Genomic DNA, 19,578 nt, shown 5'->3' on the forward strand with positions numbered 1-19,578 from the left:
TATTTGAATAGCTTTTTAACTATTATCCTGTGCTTCCCCCATTGCCGAAGGTAACAGGGAATCACGCTCCGTCACGCTGATCGCTTGCTTTTTAATTTTTTCAATAGCACCACAGCAGAGCCGATCAAATAGATCAACCAATTTCTCAGCCTGCAGACGACAAAGGTCTGGTGTTACTTCGTCCAAAGAATCCAGTAGATCTTGATCCCACCACAGGATTTTGGGATGAAATATGAGATGCAGCATTTGGCCTCGAATCCCACTTTTATCTAACAAGTAGTCTACTACCTGACCATCGACCACAGCCGTCCAATCCAGTAGCTCGTCTAGATTCTTCGTTTTTGGTATATACCTAACGGCTACCCGTAGAAAGCTATGTACACCAATTTCCAGCATATTACGTAGCATCAAAAGGCCGGCGTCCACAAACAACGGCTGTGCATCTCTAGCTGTAACCACGATATTATCCAGCACCGTTTTCGCTCTTTTCCATAGCTTATCCGCACGTTCCCATTCCTGTTGCCAATCGATATCCCCTAATTCAAAAGCAGGTTCAAAAGTCGACTTCCTACGCAGGACAAGCCCCTTCGTCCATACCGTATGTACAAATCTGTTCCCCTCAGCCAAGCCTTTTTCCACATACTTGATATCTAGAAAAACCACCATCGCACTCGCGACACCCACCTGCATGGTTTTAAAGGTAAAAGGCCCCGTATTCTTCATCAGTACGACGAGATAAAGCTCTACCTTCACACCCGCTCGTTCTTCGCCGCCTTCCAAGCGGAATGGACTACTGCCCGAAAAACCACCGGTATGGTAATTCAATAGACTCATCTGTTCGGGGTTGTGGTTGCCACGAATCTTATCCAACAGTGCATTGACGTCATCCTTATATTCTTTCGGCCAAGGAAAACCGGAAAAGTCTTCGCACCTTATGTGTGTCGTGCCGCCGGCATTTGCCGTAACTGGTGCTGCGTTTTTCTTTTCTTCTGCTAACGCTGCCTGCTGTGCGGTCTGTTCCAAACGAGTTTGCTGTTCGGTCTTCAATGCATCCAAGAAGAACTGATAGAGCATCTCTATTGCTTTCGAGATTTCACAACATTTATCGTATAGATAAGAAGCATCAAAAGCGGTTATCTCCAAATCCCTATTCTGCTTCACTGCGTGATAGCCCTTGTCCAGCAGTCGAAATGTTTCTATACTCATAAAAGCTTCGCTCAACAAAACCGTTTTGAATGCAGGAATATGGGTGCTTAGCGCCCGCATTCTGTTCTCCAGGTTGTGCTGATTATTAGCATTGCCCTGTATCATAGCCTGTGGTAGACGCAGAAAAGATTCTAAACTCTGATGCACCATAAATGTCGCTTTCAAATAACTGCCATGCTCCGCAAACTTCAGCGCCCCTTCCCGAAATTCTTCCCCTTCTTTTTTCATCTTCATTTGCCATTGATCAGCCAATTCAATAACACCACCAATCTCATTGGCAGTCAGCGATTTTGTGGCCTTACGAGGTGACCGGTATATTTCATGCTGTGGCAGCGAAGCGTAAGCATAGTAAAGTCCTCCATGGCGAACTTTGTTACGCCATTCACCAAACGGAATCAGTTCAAAAGATAACTCCTTCGTATCGATAAGGCAAAGCTCAATGACGGGTTTCATCACTTTCGGAGAAACACCGTCCTCCGGTTTCATGACTAAAATTAAGTGTTGTTGTTCCTTGCCTAAAAAGGAATAAGAGAAAAGAAAAATACGATCCAGATCCATCCGCTGGATTAGGCGTTCTACCAAAAGTTGTGTATCTATTGCCATAATTTGATTTATAAAAACTACTAATTGTATAGCTTGTCTATACAAATGTATAAGTAAACTTTCAATAATAAAATTATTTGTACATTTTTTCTATACGTTCAGTAGCTTTAAGCAAACCACTAGATAGATATCATGACAGCGTTAGGAGAATTTTTAGCAAAGCGATCCGTAAATAAATCGATGGTAGCCAGACGGACGGGGCTGAGTAAAGCCCGTATAAATGAACTTTCATTAAATACCTCGTCACATTTGAGGGCAGAAGAATTATACCTTATCGCAAAAGCAATCGATGCCGATCCTTGTGAGGTGCTCAATAGGTTATATGGTCACCTACAACTAGTCAGCGAAGAAGAATAATATATCAAGAAATCTTATCCCACGAAATACCGGGTGATCGTTGGGAAAGGTAGTGGGTCAGCAGTGTGTTTTTCTCAGCGGAAAGAGACGGATCTTCCTTGAATATCTCCATAACACTACGGCGAGCCTCCACTAGGATGGCTTGATCGGACGCAAGATTAGCAATTTTCATCTCAAGAACACCGGATTGTTGCGTGCCGGAAATGTCGCCGGGGCCACGTAGCTGTAAGTCGACCTCGGCAATCTCAAATCCATCCGAAGTACGTACCATGGTTTCCAGTCGGGTTTTCCCTTCTTTGCTCAGCTTATGCGTTGTCAACAAGATACAGAAAGATTGCTCTGCCCCCCGCCCTACGCGCCCGCGGAGTTGATGTAGCTGCGATAATCCGAAGCGCTCTGCATTTTCGATGATCATGACGGAAGCATTAGGTACATTGACACCCACCTCAATAACAGTCGTGGCGACCATAATTTGTGTTTCACCTTTTACGAAGCGCTGCATTTCAAAATCCTTGTCCTTGACGGGCATCTTACCGTGCACGATACTGATTTTGTATTGCGGTAACGGAAACTCCCGCTGCAGGTTCTCCAAACCGGCTTCGAGGTATAGTAGATCCATTTTTTCACTTTCCTTAATTAACGGATATACGACATAGATCTGCCTTCCTTTGGCAATTTCCTCGCGCATAAAACCAAACACCCTCAGACGTTGATTCTCGTAGAAGTGCACGGTTTTGATAGGTTTACGCCCAGCGGGAAGCTCATCGATAACCGAAATGTCCAGGTCGCCATACATGGTCATGGCCAGCGTGCGGGGGATAGGTGTTGCTGTCATGACCAGCATATGCGGAGGGATGACATTTTTGCGCCATAGTTTTGCCCGTTGTTCTACACCAAAGCGGTGTTGTTCGTCAATGACCACAAAACCAATGTTTTTAAACTTGACCTTGTCCTCAATGAGGGCGTGTGTGCCAATGAGGATGTCCAATGTGCCGTCTTCCAATTGTTGATGGATCAATCGTCTTTGCTTGATGGGTGTAGAGCCCGTTAACAGTTTAACAGAACAAAGCTCGTCACCAAGCAACGCGCGAATTCCGGCAAAATGCTGCTGCGCTAGTATTTCCGTAGGTGCCATCATACAAGCTTGATAACCGTTGTCAATGGCTATGAGCATGGACATGAGGGCGACGACTGTTTTGCCTGACCCTACGTCCCCCTGTACAAGCCGGTTCATTTGAGCTCCCGTATTGGTATCTTGCCGGATTTCTTTAATAACGCGTTTTTGAGCATTAGTCAACGGGAAAGGAAGATGCTCGTTAAAAAAGGTGTTGAATTTATCGCCTACTTTGTCAAACAGATGCCCCTTATATTTTTGGGTATTTAGTTGCTTATTGCGCAGCAACCGAAGCTGGATAAAAAACAGTTCTTCAAATTTCAATCGACGGATGGCGGCGTTTAAGTCCTGCGTATTCTGAGGGAAATGGATGGAAAGCATTGACTTTGCATAATCCATCAATTGGTGCTGTTCCAACAAATAGGAAGGAAGAGGTTCTTGCAGTGTATTAAAAACCGTTTCTAATGCCGTCTGTTGTAATCGCTGTATACCTCTGGTGTCGAGATTAAATTTTTTAAGTTTTTCGGTAGATGAATATACCGGCTGCATCGTTAAGTTACCGATTTTCTTTTCTTGTGCATTGAACAGCTCCATCTCGGGATGTGTGATAGAAATCTGACCATTAAATTCGGAAGGTTTGCCATAAATAATATAGGCAGACCCTACTTTTAAGCTTTTTTTTAACCAAGTGATACTTTGAAACCAGACGAGTTCAATACTGCCGGTATCATCTCGGAACTGTCCAACCAGTCTTCGTGCTCTTTTTTCTCCAGCTTCTTGAATGGAAATAAGACGTCCCAAAACCTGCGCACCGATCATATCGGGATGTAACTGCCGGATTTTGTGAAACTGTGTGCGGTCGATATACCGAAAAGGGTAATAGGATAGTAGGTCACCGATAGTAAAAATCTGTAGCTCTTTTTTGAGCACGTCCGCCTTTTGCGGCCCCACACCTTTTAGGTATTCTATGGGAGTTATTACAGATAAATTAGCCATTCCTAAGAATGGCTAATTTACAAAATATTATTTTGTTTCGTCATCCGTTATAGGAGAACCGTATAAGACAGGTTTGCCGTCCTCACAACGTACGCCTTTTGGTGGCATGATAGCCATACAGTCGGAGACGATTTTATACTTTTTGTTGAACTCAGCCTCCGCCGCGTTATATGCTTTAATTGAATCAAGCAGTTCGCCCGATTCATCGGCAGCCTGTGGGTAGGGAATATATTCCTTTGGACCGCCACAAGCTTTGCTTCCTAAAGCTTCCGGACGCCAGTCTTCCGCATTTTCACAAGGTATTGCATCGATCCTATCCATTATCTCCTGTCTCATCTTATTCAGTCTTTCACGGTCAGCCTCTTGGTTGGTGGTTTCTGACTTTTCACAAGCTACTACAATTCCCAGCGTCATCAATAATATTAAAAATCTTTTCATGGCATATACATATTTAGTTTTATCACATTATAAAAAAGAACGTGCATTTTTTGTAAAACGCTACGTTTCGTTCTGTCGTTTAATAAGTTAAACCAATTTTTATGCCATAACAGTTTATAATATTTATCCCCGCTTTTTTCTAATTTTTTTTAATGTCTCCCAATTAAAAAGAATAATAGCGAATAAAATAAAGGTGTAGGCCAGGTATTTATATGGTGCGACGGTTTCGTGAAAGTAGGTAATCGCCAAAGTGAATGCAATCAGTGGATTGATATAGAGGAGAACACCTGTAGTAGAAGAGGATATGCGTGTCAGTGCATACATGCTAAAAAATAAGGGGATGATTGTGAAAATAACAGCTATCGTCAGTATGCTAAACCAAAAAAAAGGTGCTGTAGGAAAAGAATGTTGATTAATAAAAAGCTTCGGAATCACAAACAGAGAACAAAGTGACAATTGAACAGCTAGTGTATTTAGCTTGTCGAATCCCTGCGATGCTCGTTGAACGATTAAATACAAAGCATATAACGAAGCAATGCTCATTGACCAGAGTACGTCAATAAATGAACCGGTTGCTAGTGTAACTGCGCTGATCAGTGCGATGCCGAGCGCAATTATTTTTAAGGGGCTTAATTGTTCTTTAAGAATGAAAAATGCTGCAATGGCGGTGATAAGTGGGCAAATGAGATAGGCAAACGCAGCAGATTGTACACTAATGTGGTTAACTGCATAAATGTAGGTAAACCAATTGCCAAAAATTAGTACGGAAGCCAACGTGGTGAGACCAATTGTTTGATTCTGTTGCCGGCGTGATAACTGCTTAAAAACGATTATATCACGTTTTAAGAACTTGAATCGAAATAGAAAGATAAATAACCATAAAACGATGAGTGCAACCAGGATCCGGTAGTATAAAATGTCTTCCGCTGGATATTCCTTTACCCATCGTACCGAAATGGCCATGAACCCCCATATCAAGGGAGCCAAAAAAGCCGCAAGAAAATAATTCCTGCGACTTTCTGTTTTCTCTGGTTGTTGTTCCACACACTAAGCTTTCCAAGCAATAACGGATATTTCGACATTGACGTTTTTAGGAAGTGTCTTAACGGCTACACATTCGCGTGCAGGCTGGTTTTCTATGAAATATTGCGCATATACTTCGTTGATAGTGGCGAAATCATTCATATCGGCTATGAAAATACTTGCTTTTACGACGTCGCTAAATGTATACCCTGCATGGGTTAAGATCGCTTGCACGTTTTTCAATACTTGATGGGTTTCATCTGCCACACCGCTATCAATTAATTCCATCGTTTCGGGAATCAACGGGATCTGTCCGGAGACATATAATGTGTTTCCTGCTTGGATAGCTTGGTTATAAGGCCCGATTGCTGCCGGAGCTTCTCCGGTATTTAATACTTGTTTGTGTGACATACTGATAAGTTACTTTGAAAAAAATATTTTATAGATAATAGCTAAAATAAAAACCGAAATGGCAATGATATTCATGATGCGCATGGCTTTTCTGTTAAATCGGGATGATTTAGAAAGTTGCGGTTTCGTCTCTTTTAGCTCCATGGGACTAATTTACAATGGAAAAACCAAAAAATCAAAAGTAGGTGTGTTAATCCATTTTAAACTTTGTGTAAGTTTACATCTTCGATAACTTAGCACAAAAGATATTCAAATGGAAAAAAAGGGAATTGCATTGGTGAACGGTCATATTTTCAATGGAGATAATAATTGTTTAGATCACGCCTTGGTTATGCAAGGAGAGAAGATTGTTGGAATATGCCCTGTATCTGCTGTTCCTGCAGAAACCGAGCGGATCGATGTAAAGGGGGGCAATATCTGCCCCGGGCTTGTTGATTTGCAGATATATGGTGCCGGTGACGACCTTTTTTCAGCTGAATTGTCAACGGAAAGTATAGCTCGGATTGAGCGTCGGCTGCTTGTGCAAGGATGTACTTCTTTTGTATTGACTTTAGCAACGAATACGATGGAGGTGTTTAAAGAGGCGATACGTATATTTAATAGCTGTCAACCTCAATCCGCCATAGGGTTGCATCTGGAAGGCCCATTTCTCAATCCTCTAAAAAGGGGTGCACATCCTGCCGAGCTTATCGTATCACCATCTGTTGGGTTAATAGCAGATTTGCTAGATGCTAATGAGGGAGCTGTTGTGATGATGACGATTGCCCCTGAGCAATTTGATGCAGAAAGTATGAATTTGCTTTTGCAACGATCGATATTGCTCAGTGCAGGACACAGTGCTGCCAGCTTTGAACAAGGTATACAGGGTTTTGATAATGGTATAAAAGCGGCAACACACCTTTGGAACGCTATGTCGTCCTTTCATCATCGCGACATCGGCCTTCCCGGGGCGGTATTTCGGCATCCGGAAGTTTCAGCATCGATTATCGTAGACGGCATACATGTGGATTTTCAAGCCATTAAAATTGCTAAAGAGTTGATGGGTAGACGTTTGTTTTTGATTACAGATGCAGTGGCAGCATGTGATAAAGGAATTTATCAGCACGTTCTCCATGGCGATCACTATGCCTTACCTGACGGGACCCTTAGCGGGTCTGCCCTTTCCCTACTCGATGCCATACGAAATTGTGTACAGTATGTTGATATACCATTGGAGGAGGCTATCCGGATGGCAACCTGTTATCCGGCAAATTTAATCGGACGATCCGATATAGGCAATCTCGACGAAGGATCATGGGCAAATGTTTTGGTGTTCGATACCGATTTTAATGTTCATTCCGTGTATTGCAAAGGTGAAAAGGTTGATTTAACATTTTCATATACATAAAAACATTAGTTTTGTACCCTATGAAATGGAGACCGATAAAAAATACAGCAATAGTCGCATTGATTTTGTCTACCGTATTGTTTTCTTGTGCTTCCCGCAAAAATAAAAGAGCCGCGAAGGAATTGAAATCGCCGTCGGTAGAAGTTGTCGTAGCGGAAAGTGAAGAGGCGAAGGCGGCAAAGAAAGAGGAAGCAGCGGCTGCACAAACGGATGCAAAACCTATTCCAGCAGAAAAGCCTGTTGTCGCGGAAAAGAAACCTGTCGTGGAAGTTCCTCTGCGAGTTGATTTACCAGATATCGACCGCGAATTTAGGGGGGCTTGGATTGCAACGGTCGCTAATATAAACTGGCCAACTAAGGGAAATTATTCGACCGAAGCACAAAAGCGAGAAGCCATACAGCTGTTGGATTTGTTAAAAGAGAACAATTTTAATGCAGTGATTTTTCAAGTTAGACCTTCTGCGGATGCGTTGTACGAGAGTCCGCATGAACCATGGTCTTATTTTCTGACAGGGGAAATTGGCAAACGTCCCAATCCCTACTATGATCCACTAACTTTTTGGGTGGAGGAAGCACACAAACGTGGATTGGAACTTCATGTTTGGCTAAACCCCTATCGTGCCCATCACTCCACGGGTGGGGCGGTAACCAATGCGTCTATGGTGCGCAAAGCATCCGATATGGTCGTTCGTCTAAAAAATGGCATGTATTGGTTTGATCCGGCAAATCCGAAAACACAAGACCATGCTGCCAGAGTTGTGCTGGATATTGTAAAACGCTATGATATCGACGGCGTCCATTTTGATGACTATTTTTATCCATATGCGAGTTATAATGGAGGAGCAGATTTTCCTGATGATGCTTCTTGGAACGCTTATCGCAGATCGGGAGGAACATTATCGCGTCCAGACTGGCGTCGGGATAACGTGAATCGTTTTATAGAACGCGTGTATAATGAAATAAAAGCTGAAAAGAATTTTGTGAAGTTTGGTTTGAGCCCATTTGGAATATGGAAGCCAGGTTATCCCGCGGGTGTAACCGGTTCTTCCCAATACGATGAGCTCTATGCAGATGCCAAACTATGGTTGAATAAAGGATGGATAGATTATTTTGCACCACAATTATACTGGCCTATTGAACCCCCTCGGCAAAGTTTTACAGCACTTTTACGGTGGTGGGAATCTGAGAATACGCATAAGCGGCATCTTTGGCCAGGATTGAACACCGTTGCCGTAAGGACACCAAACAGAACACAAGAAATTGTTAAACAGATCGAAGAGACGCGGAAGCTGATCCCTAACAGTGTGGGGGCTATACATTGGAGTATCGCCGGATTGACGAATAGTCCTGGCATGGTACAGGCGGTTAAATCGGGTCCGTATAACAAACAAGCTTTGATTCCGCGGTCGCCGTGGCTCAATGCTAACCCGTTGTTAACGCCCAGCTTGTTGCTGACAAAAGAAACGAGCAGTATATTTGCTAAGTGGCTTCATAAACAGCCCAATGAGGTTTTTCAATGGATTGTCTATGCGCAATATGGCGATGTATGGGAATATGAGATATTGGATGGAAAGCAGACAGAGAAAAGTTTTCCGAAACTCAAAAATGGAAAATCGCTGAAAACCGTTGCCGTAAAAGCTATTGATCGGTTAAGTAATGAAAGTGATTATATAGCTAAAAAAGTAATATGATAATGTGAAAATAAACATAAAGGTTTATCAGAAAAAGGCGCTGTTATAAAAAGATAGCGTCTTTTTTCTTGTTTTGAAATTTCTTGTTTATGTTTGTTGTAGAAACAAAAACGCATAAATATGAAAAGACTTGCTTGTCTATTATTTGTTTTGACGATAACTTTCGCGGCATGTGCCGGAGGAAACACGCAAAACAGCAGAGAAAACGAAAAAGCAAACACGCCTTCAGAAGATAGTCGAATAATACCTGCTGCGGATCAACTGGAGGCTTATCTGCCTCTACTAAAAGGGAAGAAGGTCGGTTTGATGGGGAACCAGACTTCGATAGTGGGAGAAAAAAAGGAACATTTGGTAGATGTATTGCTACGGGAAAATGTAGACTTAAAATTTGCCTTTGCGCCCGAGCATGGGTTTCGAGGTGATATTGAACGTGGTGAAAAAGTGGATAATACGGTTGACAAAAAGACCGGACTTACGCTACACACATTGTATGGTGAAAATGCGAAAGCGGATTCCATCGTGGGCTCTGTGGATGTTATGCTTTTCGATTTACAAGATGTAGGCGCACGGTTTTATACTTATGTGGCTTCTATGCACCGCGTTATGCAACTATGTGCAAATCAAGGCAAAAAGGTAATTGTGTTGGATAGACCAAATCCCAATGGAGACCAAGTAGATGGCCCGGTTCGGAAAGACGACAAATTTAAGGCGAACATTAGTTATCATAAAATAGCGATGATTCACGGTTTAACCGTTGGTGAGTTGGCGAAAATGATTAACGGAGAAGGATGGCTAGACGGCGGTGCGACATGTGATTTAGAAGTGATTCCGGTAAGGAACTGGGACCACGGCACACCTTATGAATTGCCGGTCGTACCATCACCTAGCTTACCGAATTATGCGTCTGTAAGATTATATATGTCGCTCTGCCTTTTTGAAGGAACCGATATCAGTATAGGCCGAGGTACAGACTGGCCGTTCCAAGTCGTGGGTTATCCAGACCCCGTATTTGGAGAATTTACCTTTACACCGGGTACACGGCCGGGGATGGCAGCACACGTAGAACAGCAAGATAACTTGTGCTATGGAATTGATTTGCGGAATGTAGATGCCATTAGTGAAAAATTCACCTTGAAATACTTATTGGATTTCTATAATAAAATGCCTGATAAAAGCAAGTTTTTTGCCCGCCCGGAGTTTTTCGATAAGCTTGCGGGAACAGATGAGTTACGAAAACAAATAATTGCCGGAAAAACGGAAAACGAAATTCGTAATAGTTGGGCAGAAGAGTTGAAAGCTTACAAAGAAATGCGTAAAAAATATCTTCTCTACCCCGACTTTGAATAATTATCGTTAACAAATTGGAAAAACACGCCTTTGTGCGTGTTTTTTTTGTTTTTAAATAAAAACACTATAGAATGCGCAAAAAAGTTTGCTTTTTTAATATTGTTATTTAACTTAGTGCAGGTTTTAGCGTTTTTTATTCTTTGTGTGGGAATAAACGCGCAGTGAATAATCCTATTAAGTAAACAATCGTTATGAAAACAAACTGGCTAGCTATGAGAAAATCTTTACTATTTTCTGTTGCTTTAGCGACGTTCTCACTCACCAACATGTCCACTGTTTTTGGTGTTTCGATAAACGGGAAAGACATAAATGTGTTTGTACCCAAAGACGGAGTGAGGGGAGACATCTCTAAAAAGCAAAATACGGTGCAAGGTGTGGTTAGGGATGCTAACGGACCTTTAGCGGGCGTGACTGTCGCGGTAATTGGAGGACAAACAGCGACGAGTACCGATGAAACAGGATCCTACTCGATCAATGCTCCAATAGGAGCTTCCTTGCGTTTTACTTTCTTGGGATATCTTGCGAAAGATGTCGTGGTTTCCAGCACCACATTGGATGTGGTACTGGACTCTGACGACACTGCTTTAGACGAAGTAGTTGTTGTAGGGTATGGCTCGCAGAGACGTTCTAATATTACTGGTGCAGTATCGACCGTTGATACGGAGAAGACTTTTGAAACACGTCCGATTACGGATGTGGGGCGAGCCTTGCAAGGTGCAGTCTCCGGTTTGTCAGTGTCTACGCCGAGCGGAGATCTTGGAGGAGATCCCACTATTCGGTTACGCGGTGTAAGCGGATCGTTACAGACACAAGGAGGTGCGTCGCCGTTGATATTGGTCGATGGAGTTGAAGTGCCTAGTCTGTCTATGATTAATCCAACAGATATTGAGACCATGTCGGTAATCAAAGATGCGTCTGCAGCTATTTATGGTTCTAGGGCCGCATGGGGTGTCATCTTGATCAAAACAAAGTCGGGAAAACGAAATACCAAGACCTCCATCAATTACTCCAATAACATTGCACTTCAGAAACCAACCACTACGCCTATTATTGCCGGTGGAGCAGAGGGGGCGAGGGCAGGATTGCTCGCGCAGCAACGGACAAATCCGTCGCTAACGGGTTATAACAATTTAGGTACCCGTTACGATGACTATGCCATCGAGAAAATGGAAGAATGGGAGCGGCTATACGGAGGGCAAAATCTAGGCTTGGAGATGGTGGAAGGACGAGATTGGGAAGTGAAAGATGGATTTCTTTACTTCCACCGGCCATGGGATGCAGAAAGTATGTTTATGCGCGATTTTACGCCCCAACAAAACCATAATCTGAGCATTAACGGTGGATCGGATAAAGTAAACTACAACGCGGGGTTTGGATTGGTCTCCCAATCGGGTATATTGAAAGTAAACCCGGATAAATACAACCGATATAATTTTAATCTCGGAATAAATGCTGATATCAATGACTGGCTGACAGGTTTTGCGAAAGTATTGTATTCGGCTTCGGATGTGAGCAAGCCCTATTCTTTTAATGGCGATGTGTACGAGCCCATATTTTACATGTATCGTTGGCCACGAAATTTCCCTTACGGAACGATAGACGGATTGCCCATGCGAAATGCGATTACCGATGTGCAGCAGGCAAGTATGAATTCCAGAATGCTGAACATGACCCGTATTTCTTTTGGGGGGCAAGCAACCATCATGGAGGGCTTAACCTTGGATGCCGACTATACCTATTCACAGTATCTCAACCGATTTGATATCAATGGTGGTAGCGTAACGGGTTGGGACTTTTGGAACAAAACAGATTTTGATTATATAACATATACCGGTGCAGCACATAACCGGGCTCGAAAAGACCGTAGCATGAGTACCCGGCATGTCGCGAATATGTATGCGACCTACGATAAAAGCTTTGACGACGCACACAACTTTAAGTTTATGGCAGGAGCGAATGCCGAGCTAGCCGAATCGGACAACGTATGGGGGCAACGGCTCGGGCTACTGGATCAGGATTATCCACAACTAGGTTTGGCAACTGGCGATCAGACGGCAAGTTCCGGCGCATCGCATTGGTCTACGCTGGGCTTTTTCGGGCGTATCAACTATGATTATCAAAATAAATATCTTTTTGAAGTACTGGCTCGGTATGATGGTTCCTCTCGATTTAATAAAGAAAATGTTTGGGGCTTTTTCCCTGCGATGTCTGCCGGTTATGTGGTTTCTCAGGAAGAGTTTATGGATTGGTCCAAACCCTATCTGGATTTCTTAAAAGTAAGAGCTTCCTGGGGTAGTGTCGGCAATCAGACGGTGCCGCCGGGATTATACCTATCTACGTTGAGTCAGGCAGCAACGGGCTGGGTGATAGACGGAGTGAACCAGAATACGATGGCCACACCTACTGTTGTATCCCAAAATTTAACATGGGAAACAGTGACCACACAAGAGATCGGGATCGATGCAGCATTTTTCCAAAATAAATTTAATGTGACATTCAATCGCTTCAGAAGAACAGTATCTGACTTGATTACCGGAGGCGTGGTTCTACCATCGAGCTTTGGAGCGCCTTCTCCTTTGCGTAATTTCGGTGAGATGCAAACCAACGGTTGGGAATTGGAGTTGGCATACAACCATAGCTTCAGCAACGGGTTGAATATGCGGCTGGCGGGTCAGCTGTCTGATTTCAAAGAAACAATCACCAAGTTCGATGGACAAGCTCAAATAAATGCCAATGGTACATCCACAAACTATGCAGGTAAGCTTATCGGCGAAATTTGGGGTTACGAAACGGATCGACTGTTCCAGTTGGACGACTTCATTGCAAATCCAGATGGAACATATACTTTAAAAGAAGGAATTCCTTCACAATCTTTTTACGAGACGACTACGTTTAAATTTGGTCCGGGAGATATCAAATATAGAGACTTGAATGGAGATGGTGTGATTGGTGTAGGAGATGGTACAGTACAAAATCCGGGTGATCGAAGAATTATCGGTAATTCCAATCCTCGTTATCAGTACGGTTTCCGTGCAGATTTCGATTATAAGGGATTTGATCTAGGATTCTTTCTACAAGGAGTCGGCTCACGCGACATTTGGGTAGGGGGAGATTTTATCGTTCCTGGTTGGAGACCTGCTGAAGCTTGGTATACGCATCAAATGGACTATTGGACACCGGAGAACACCGGAGCGTTCTACTATCGGCCAACTGACCAAGCGCAAAGCAACACCACGTTGAATCATATGCCCCAAACGAGGTACCTCATGGATATGTCCTACCTAAGATTGAAAAATCTAACATTTGGTTATACGTTACCTTCATCGGTGATGGATAAGGCAAAAATTTCGAAACTAAGGGTATTCTTCTCAGGCGAGAACCTGTTGGAATTTGATAATTTAGACGTTCCGGTCGATCCGGAAGTAGATTATACCGAGCAGGGAGCTGCCGACCCGAATACATTCGGTCGCTCCTACCCGTACCGCAGAACATTTTCATTAGGGCTTCAATTAACTTTTTAGAGATGAAACTACTTAAATATATAGCCATAGCAGGTGTTTTATCGATGACATCCTGCTCTAAAGATTTTTTGGGCGATGATTTTTTGACAAAAGATCCGCTAGATCAGTTGACGGATCCAGCATTCTGGTCGTCCGAAAACAACATCCGCACCTATACCTTTGGTTTTTATAACTCCTATTTCAAAGGATATGGCAGTGGTTTTGGTAGGGGAACTTTCTATGACGGGCAGTTTATCAACGATGATTTTATATCGATAAGCCCGAATGAGATCGTTGTAGACGAGTTTGTGATCAACGTGCCGACCTCGGGTGGAGGCTGGTCGCCGGTTGTACCTGCAAACCAAACCCCCACAGGCGCAAGCTCTTATTACTCCCGTATCCGTAAAGCTAATCACTTCATCAATAGTGTGCCGATTGCAGAGCTCGATGAAGAAGTACAGAACCACTGGCTGGGTATAGGACGATTCTTCCGTGGCTTAGAATACGCGAATTTTGTCAATGCTTTTGGTGATGTGCCGTATATTGATCGGGTTTTGACGGAAGATGATCCTGATTTGTATCGGCCGCGGGACTCCAGGGTTTATGTTATGGACCGAGTGTTGGAAGATTTTAAATTTGCTGCCGAACATGTACGAGCCAGCGATGGGCCGACACAGCAGGCAGTGAACAAATATGTGGTGTTGGCTTTTATGTCCCGGGTATTTCTATTTGAAGGAACCTGGTTGAAATACCATGGTATAGATGAAGCGAAAGCAACGGAGTATTTAGAAGCAGCGAAATGGGCTGCTGAGCAAGTGATCACGAGTGGTGCTTTTTCAGTTTCCAACAATTATCGCGGACTCTTTGCTTCGGAGTCACTTAAAGGAAACCAAGAAGTTATCCTGTTTAAAGAATATGCGGAAGGCATTTTGTCGCACAGCGCGATGTCGTACAATAACCTGGAACCGCAGGCCGGGATGTCCAAAAATGCAATAGATAGCTACCTGTTGTCAGATGGACTGCCTATTGGCCTATCGCCGCTTTACGAAAACGACCGGACGGTAGCCAATGCGCTGCGTGATCGTGACGGACGTTTACAGCAAACCATTGCGCCACAACTCCGCATGATGAATGTAGTGAGCAACTTCGCCCTTTCTGGGTATGCCGTACAGAAATTTCTGAATGAAAGCCTCCGGAATCAAACCGTGGGAACCGGCTCCTTGAATATTACCGATGCACCCATTATCCGTTACGGCGAGGTACTTATGAATTACGTGGAGGCAGCGGCGGAACTCGGGATATTAACACAGGACGATCTGGACAAAAGTATCAATGTTCTTCGAAATAGAAACGGAGTAGGCCTACCGCGCTTAGAATTGTCTGGCGGACGTCCTGCTGTGAATGGGACGCCGTATGACGATCCCGCCCGTGACCCAAGTGTTCCAAGCCTTCTCTGGGAAATAAGACGTGAACGTCGATCCGAACTCGTATTCGAAGGGCTTCGGCTGAACGATTTGCGCCGATGGAAAAAGCTGGAATACGCCGATACAGATAAAAATCCAACGAACAATAGAGGAGCTTATATTGTAAAAGCAGATTATACGTCTGAACAGTTGAACGGTATCACAATAGATGGTGCAAATGAGGGGTATATAATACCGTCAGCCTCTATTAAAAGAACGGTGGAGGATAAATTTTATCTCGATCCGATACCTTTAGATCAAATTTCACTTTATGAAAGTAATGGTGTTGAGTTGAAGCAAAACCCGGGATGGACGGAAGAATAGCTTCATTAAGCAAGTGTTAGGTCAAACTTTGCATGCTATAATAAAAACACGCCTTTGTGCGTGTTTTTTTTAATTCTGACAAAAACAAAACAAAAGAGGCATAAAAATTTGTTTTTTTAATATTGTTATTTATATTAGTGCAGGTTTTAGCGTTTTTTATTTTAATTTATATAAAAATACGCAATATGTAAACCTTATGAAGTAATCATTATTAAAACAAACTAACTAACTAGCTATGAGAAAATCTCTATTATTTTCTGTTGCTTTAGGGTTGATTGCGACGACAGGGGCCGTTGCAAGGGAAGGATATCTGACTGCGAGAGCAACTCCCTTGCTATTGGACAATGTGGTTCAAGACATCGTTAAGGGAAGGGTCACGGGTGCTGATGGAGCAATCAGTGGAGCTACCGTAAGCATAGTAGGTGGAACGACCTCTGTTTTTACGGACGACAACGGAAATTTTTCAATTAAGGCTCCGATAGGTGCAACATTGCGTTTCAGCTATGTAGGGTATCAATCCAGAGACATTGTCGTGTCAAGCGGTACCGTGAATGTGGTACTGCAGGTGGAGGATAATTCTCTGGAAGAAGTCGTGGTGGTGGGGTATGGTCAACAGAAGAAAGCACATTTGACCGGTGCAGTTTCTTCTGTTGATGTGGAAAAAGCTATGGGTGGACGTCCGATTTCAGATGCTGGTCGGGGGTTGCAGGGGGTTGTTCCTGGTCTTTCGGTGGTTGTTCCCAGTGGCGAGGTAGGTTCTGACCCAATCATGAAAATCCGCGGACAAGTGGGGTCCCAATATGGTGGAAGCAATCCATTGATTTTAGTGGATAACGTCGAGGTACCCAGTATCCAAATGATTAATCCCAGCGATATCGAAAGCATATCGGTGCTCAAAGACGCGGCTTCGGCCTCGATTTATGGAGCAAAAGCAGCCTTTGGGGTCATTTTGATTACCATGAAGAAAGGTGCAAAAACCGATAGGAACACCATAACCTATTCCAATAACCTTTCGTGGCAGAAGCCTTTTAAGGATATTGAAATGGCTGGAATAGCCGGATTGGAATATACCGTGGATGCCCACGAAAACATGAATGCAGCCGGTGCTGCAGGTGGTTTCTGGCGTGTGGACCGTAACAGTCTCGAAAAAATCCGCGAGTGGCAAACGAAATATGGTGGTGTCGTCGGTAACGATGATCCCGTGGTGTATGGTCGCGATTGGTGGTGGGATGGAACCCAGAAATTCGGTTACCGAATTTATGATCCAGTGGCGGCCATGGTCAAAGACAATCCGTTTTCGAATTTACATAATTTGGGCTTGAGTGGTAAAACAGGTAATACCAATTACAATATCAATATGGGGTATCTCGGACAGCAGGGAATGATGAAACCCGCCAATCACGACGATTTTAGACGCTACAATGGTACACTCAATGTGTCTACTAAAGTCAATGAGGCAATCACGATGCGTGGTGGACTGATTTACTCCGACGGAACAAAACGTTATCCGAATTCCAACAATTCGGCGGGATTCGGTGCCGATCCTTGGTTGTATCTGTATCGTTGGAGCTTACTGTTCCCGATCGGTGTACAGCAAGACGGTCATGATATGATCGATCCAGCCTGGACGGCGAAAACATCCAAAGACGCCATTGATAATAAGAAGTACTTAAATCTTAATATAGGGACAACTATCAATCTGACAAAGAACTGGGATGTACAGGCAGATTATTCGCATAGTACGGAAAACTATGATTTTGAATCTGCAACGGTACCGCTTCAAGCCAGAACACACTGGTACGGTGTAAACGAAATGAAAGACGCTGATGGCAGGACGATCTATGTAGATGAGTCTGGAAATCCGGTCGCTAATCCAGGCGATGGCATGATCGCTTATGAGTTTCCGATGACGGATTATGTGCTGCCGTCTGCCAGTTACTTTGACCAGAACTCTAATTTCCGCAGAAAACATACGCTGAATGCCTATTCTACCTATAATTTGGAGCTTCCGGAGGATCATCAATTCAAGTTTATGTTAGGAACGAATTTAACTGCCTACAATTTTAAATCTCACTGGTCTAATAGAACTGGTGTCTTCAATAGTGATAATCCGAACTTCACGTATACCAATGGTGTGATGACAACTGGTGGTGACCGTGGATGGGATTCGCAGATCGGCATGTTCGGTCGGATAAACTATGCTTTCCGGGATAGATACCTGTTGGAGGCTAATCTTCGCTATGATGCCTCATCCCTTTTTCCAGACTACATGCGTTGGAGCTGGTACCCCTCGTTCTCGGGAGGCTGGGTGCTATCGCAAGAAGAGTTTATGCAGCCCCTTGATCCGGTTTTGAGCTTCGCTAAGATTCGGGCTTCCTGGGGTTCTATCGGGGATCAATCTATTGATAATGGTCTATATATGCCAGAGATGTTGCCTGGACAATCGAACTGGCTTGCTGGCGGAAATAAGCTGACCACCATTGGCACCCCGCGTCTGGTAGGTAGTGGACTGACCTGGCAGCGTATTGAGCATCTGAACGTCGGTGCAGATTTACGTTTTTTTGAGAATAGACTGGGCGTTACGGCTGAATGGTTTCAGCGAGAGACAAAGGATATGATCGTACCGGGGGTGATTCCGCCTGCAACATTAGGTACAGGATCACCACTAGGAAATTATGGCAATCTGCGTACCCGCGGCTGGGAACTGGAATTGGATTTTAATCATCGTTTTACAAATGGTATAGGACTAAATGTTATGGCAAATATATCGGATGCGACATCGTTTACCACAAAAGGTGCGGATTGGAATGATGCTTGGGAAGACCGATTGTTGGGAACGACCTTTTCTACCGGCAGACGCTACGGGGATGTCTACGGTTTTGTAACCGACCGCTTGTTTCAGGCCGAGGATTTTGTGTATGATGGAAACGGTGATTTTGTACAGACGAATATCATATACAATGGTACCGGTAAGATGACCAATGTGTTGGCGGGTGATAATCCGGTTTACCAGACTTACTTTGAAGATGGCAACCAAACAATGCTCATCAGTCCCGGCGATATAAAATTTGTAGATATAAATGGCGATGGTTATATCGATGCAGGCAAGAATACAAACGGTGAGCCTGGCGATCGTGTTGTTATCGGCAATATTACACCGCGCTATCAGTATGGCTTTCGTGTAGGTGCCGACTGGAAAGGTTTCGATCTTTCGGTATTTGCGCAAGGTGTAGGGCAACGGAAGATTTGGGGTTCCGGCCAGTTAGCTATTCCGGGTTATTTTGCTAAAGAGGGCGCTATGCCGAAAGCCATTGCAGAGGATTACTGGCGGCCGGATCGTACGGATGCGTTCTATCCGAGAGCCTGGAACCTAAACGGTGCTAATGAAGGATATGTGATGCGCGCACAATCCCGTTATATGCTGAATATGGCCTATTTCCGTATCAAAAACATCACCTTTGGTTATACGGTACCGCAATCTTTCTTACAAAAAGCAAAGCTATCTAGCGCGAGGCTGTTTATTTCGCTGGAAAATATGTTCACGTTCGACAAACTCCGTGGGTTACCTATCGATCCGGAAGCGATATCGGGATATTCGATGTTGAAAGATGATGGCAATAATAACTACAATCTAGGTCGGACAGGCACGTCAAACCCAACGTTTAGATCGGCTTCTTTTGGTGTTCAAATAGGTATTTAATGATTTAAATTGATGAAA

Annotated in this window: 12 protein-coding genes; 7 read left to right on the forward strand and 5 right to left on the reverse strand. The window is 43.8% G+C overall.

What is annotated here, in order from left to right; genetic code table 11:
- Positions 1-15 precede the first annotated feature (15 nt).
- Positions 16-1,809, reverse strand: a complete 1,794-nt coding sequence (locus H8B21_RS20135; protein WP_190315657.1) for a hypothetical protein — start codon at positions 1,807-1,809, stop codon at positions 16-18.
- Between the two features lie 132 nt (positions 1,810-1,941).
- Between H8B21_RS20135 and H8B21_RS20140 the strand changes: the two genes are divergently transcribed.
- Complete coding sequence (locus H8B21_RS20140) at positions 1,942-2,166, forward strand: helix-turn-helix domain-containing protein (protein WP_190315658.1); 225 nt, start codon at positions 1,942-1,944, stop codon at positions 2,164-2,166.
- Between the two features lie 4 nt (positions 2,167-2,170).
- Here the strand turns inward: H8B21_RS20140 and recG are convergent, their stop codons facing one another.
- The 4 genes from recG to H8B21_RS20160 all read right to left on the reverse strand — a co-directional run bounded on the left by recG (position 2,171) and on the right by H8B21_RS20160 (position 6,148).
- Positions 2,171-4,276, reverse strand: coding sequence for an ATP-dependent DNA helicase RecG (gene recG / locus H8B21_RS20145; protein ID WP_190315659.1), 2,106 nt, complete (start codon positions 4,274-4,276; stop codon positions 2,171-2,173).
- 27 nt (positions 4,277-4,303) lie between these two features.
- On the reverse strand, positions 4,304-4,714 hold the full coding sequence (locus tag H8B21_RS20150; RefSeq protein ID WP_190315660.1) for a hypothetical protein: 411 nt from the start codon (positions 4,712-4,714) through the stop codon (positions 4,304-4,306).
- A 123-nt stretch (positions 4,715-4,837) separates the two neighbouring features.
- Complete coding sequence (locus tag H8B21_RS20155) at positions 4,838-5,758, reverse strand: EamA family transporter (RefSeq protein WP_190315661.1); 921 nt, start codon at positions 5,756-5,758, stop codon at positions 4,838-4,840.
- Between the two features lie 3 nt (positions 5,759-5,761).
- Entirely contained in the window at positions 5,762-6,148 is a 387-nt protein-coding gene (locus H8B21_RS20160; RefSeq protein WP_190315662.1) for a RidA family protein, read from the reverse strand.
- Between the two features lie 253 nt (positions 6,149-6,401).
- Here H8B21_RS20160 and nagA point away from each other — a divergent pair, with 253 nt between their 5' ends.
- The 6 genes from nagA (at position 6,402) to H8B21_RS20190 (ending at position 19,560) form a co-directional block, all read left to right on the forward strand.
- Complete coding sequence (nagA, locus tag H8B21_RS20165; RefSeq protein WP_190315663.1) at positions 6,402-7,535, forward strand: N-acetylglucosamine-6-phosphate deacetylase; 1,134 nt, start codon at positions 6,402-6,404, stop codon at positions 7,533-7,535.
- A gap of 20 nt (positions 7,536-7,555) precedes the next feature.
- Complete coding sequence (locus H8B21_RS20170; RefSeq protein ID WP_190315664.1) at positions 7,556-9,226, forward strand: glycoside hydrolase family 10 protein; 1,671 nt, start codon at positions 7,556-7,558, stop codon at positions 9,224-9,226.
- Positions 9,227-9,346: 120 nt separating this feature from the next.
- The gene (locus H8B21_RS20175; protein ID WP_190315665.1) at positions 9,347-10,573 is read left to right on the forward strand and encodes an exo-beta-N-acetylmuramidase NamZ family protein; all 1,227 of its coding nucleotides are present in this window, start codon (positions 9,347-9,349) and stop codon (positions 10,571-10,573) included.
- Positions 10,574-10,785: 212 nt separating this feature from the next.
- The gene (locus H8B21_RS20180) at positions 10,786-14,094 is read left to right on the forward strand and encodes a SusC/RagA family TonB-linked outer membrane protein (RefSeq protein ID WP_223815162.1); all 3,309 of its coding nucleotides are present in this window, start codon (positions 10,786-10,788) and stop codon (positions 14,092-14,094) included.
- A 2-nt stretch (positions 14,095-14,096) separates the two neighbouring features.
- Positions 14,097-15,860, forward strand: a complete 1,764-nt coding sequence (locus H8B21_RS20185) for a RagB/SusD family nutrient uptake outer membrane protein (protein WP_190315666.1) — start codon at positions 14,097-14,099, stop codon at positions 15,858-15,860.
- 235 nt (positions 15,861-16,095) lie between these two features.
- Positions 16,096-19,560, forward strand: a complete 3,465-nt coding sequence (locus tag H8B21_RS20190; RefSeq protein WP_190315667.1) for a SusC/RagA family TonB-linked outer membrane protein — start codon at positions 16,096-16,098, stop codon at positions 19,558-19,560.
- Positions 19,561-19,578: the final 18 nt, after the last annotated feature.

Origin of the sequence: Sphingobacterium chuzhouense, assembly GCF_014692525.1 — a bacterium.
Lineage (GTDB): Bacteria > Bacteroidota > Bacteroidia > Sphingobacteriales > Sphingobacteriaceae > Sphingobacterium > Sphingobacterium chuzhouense.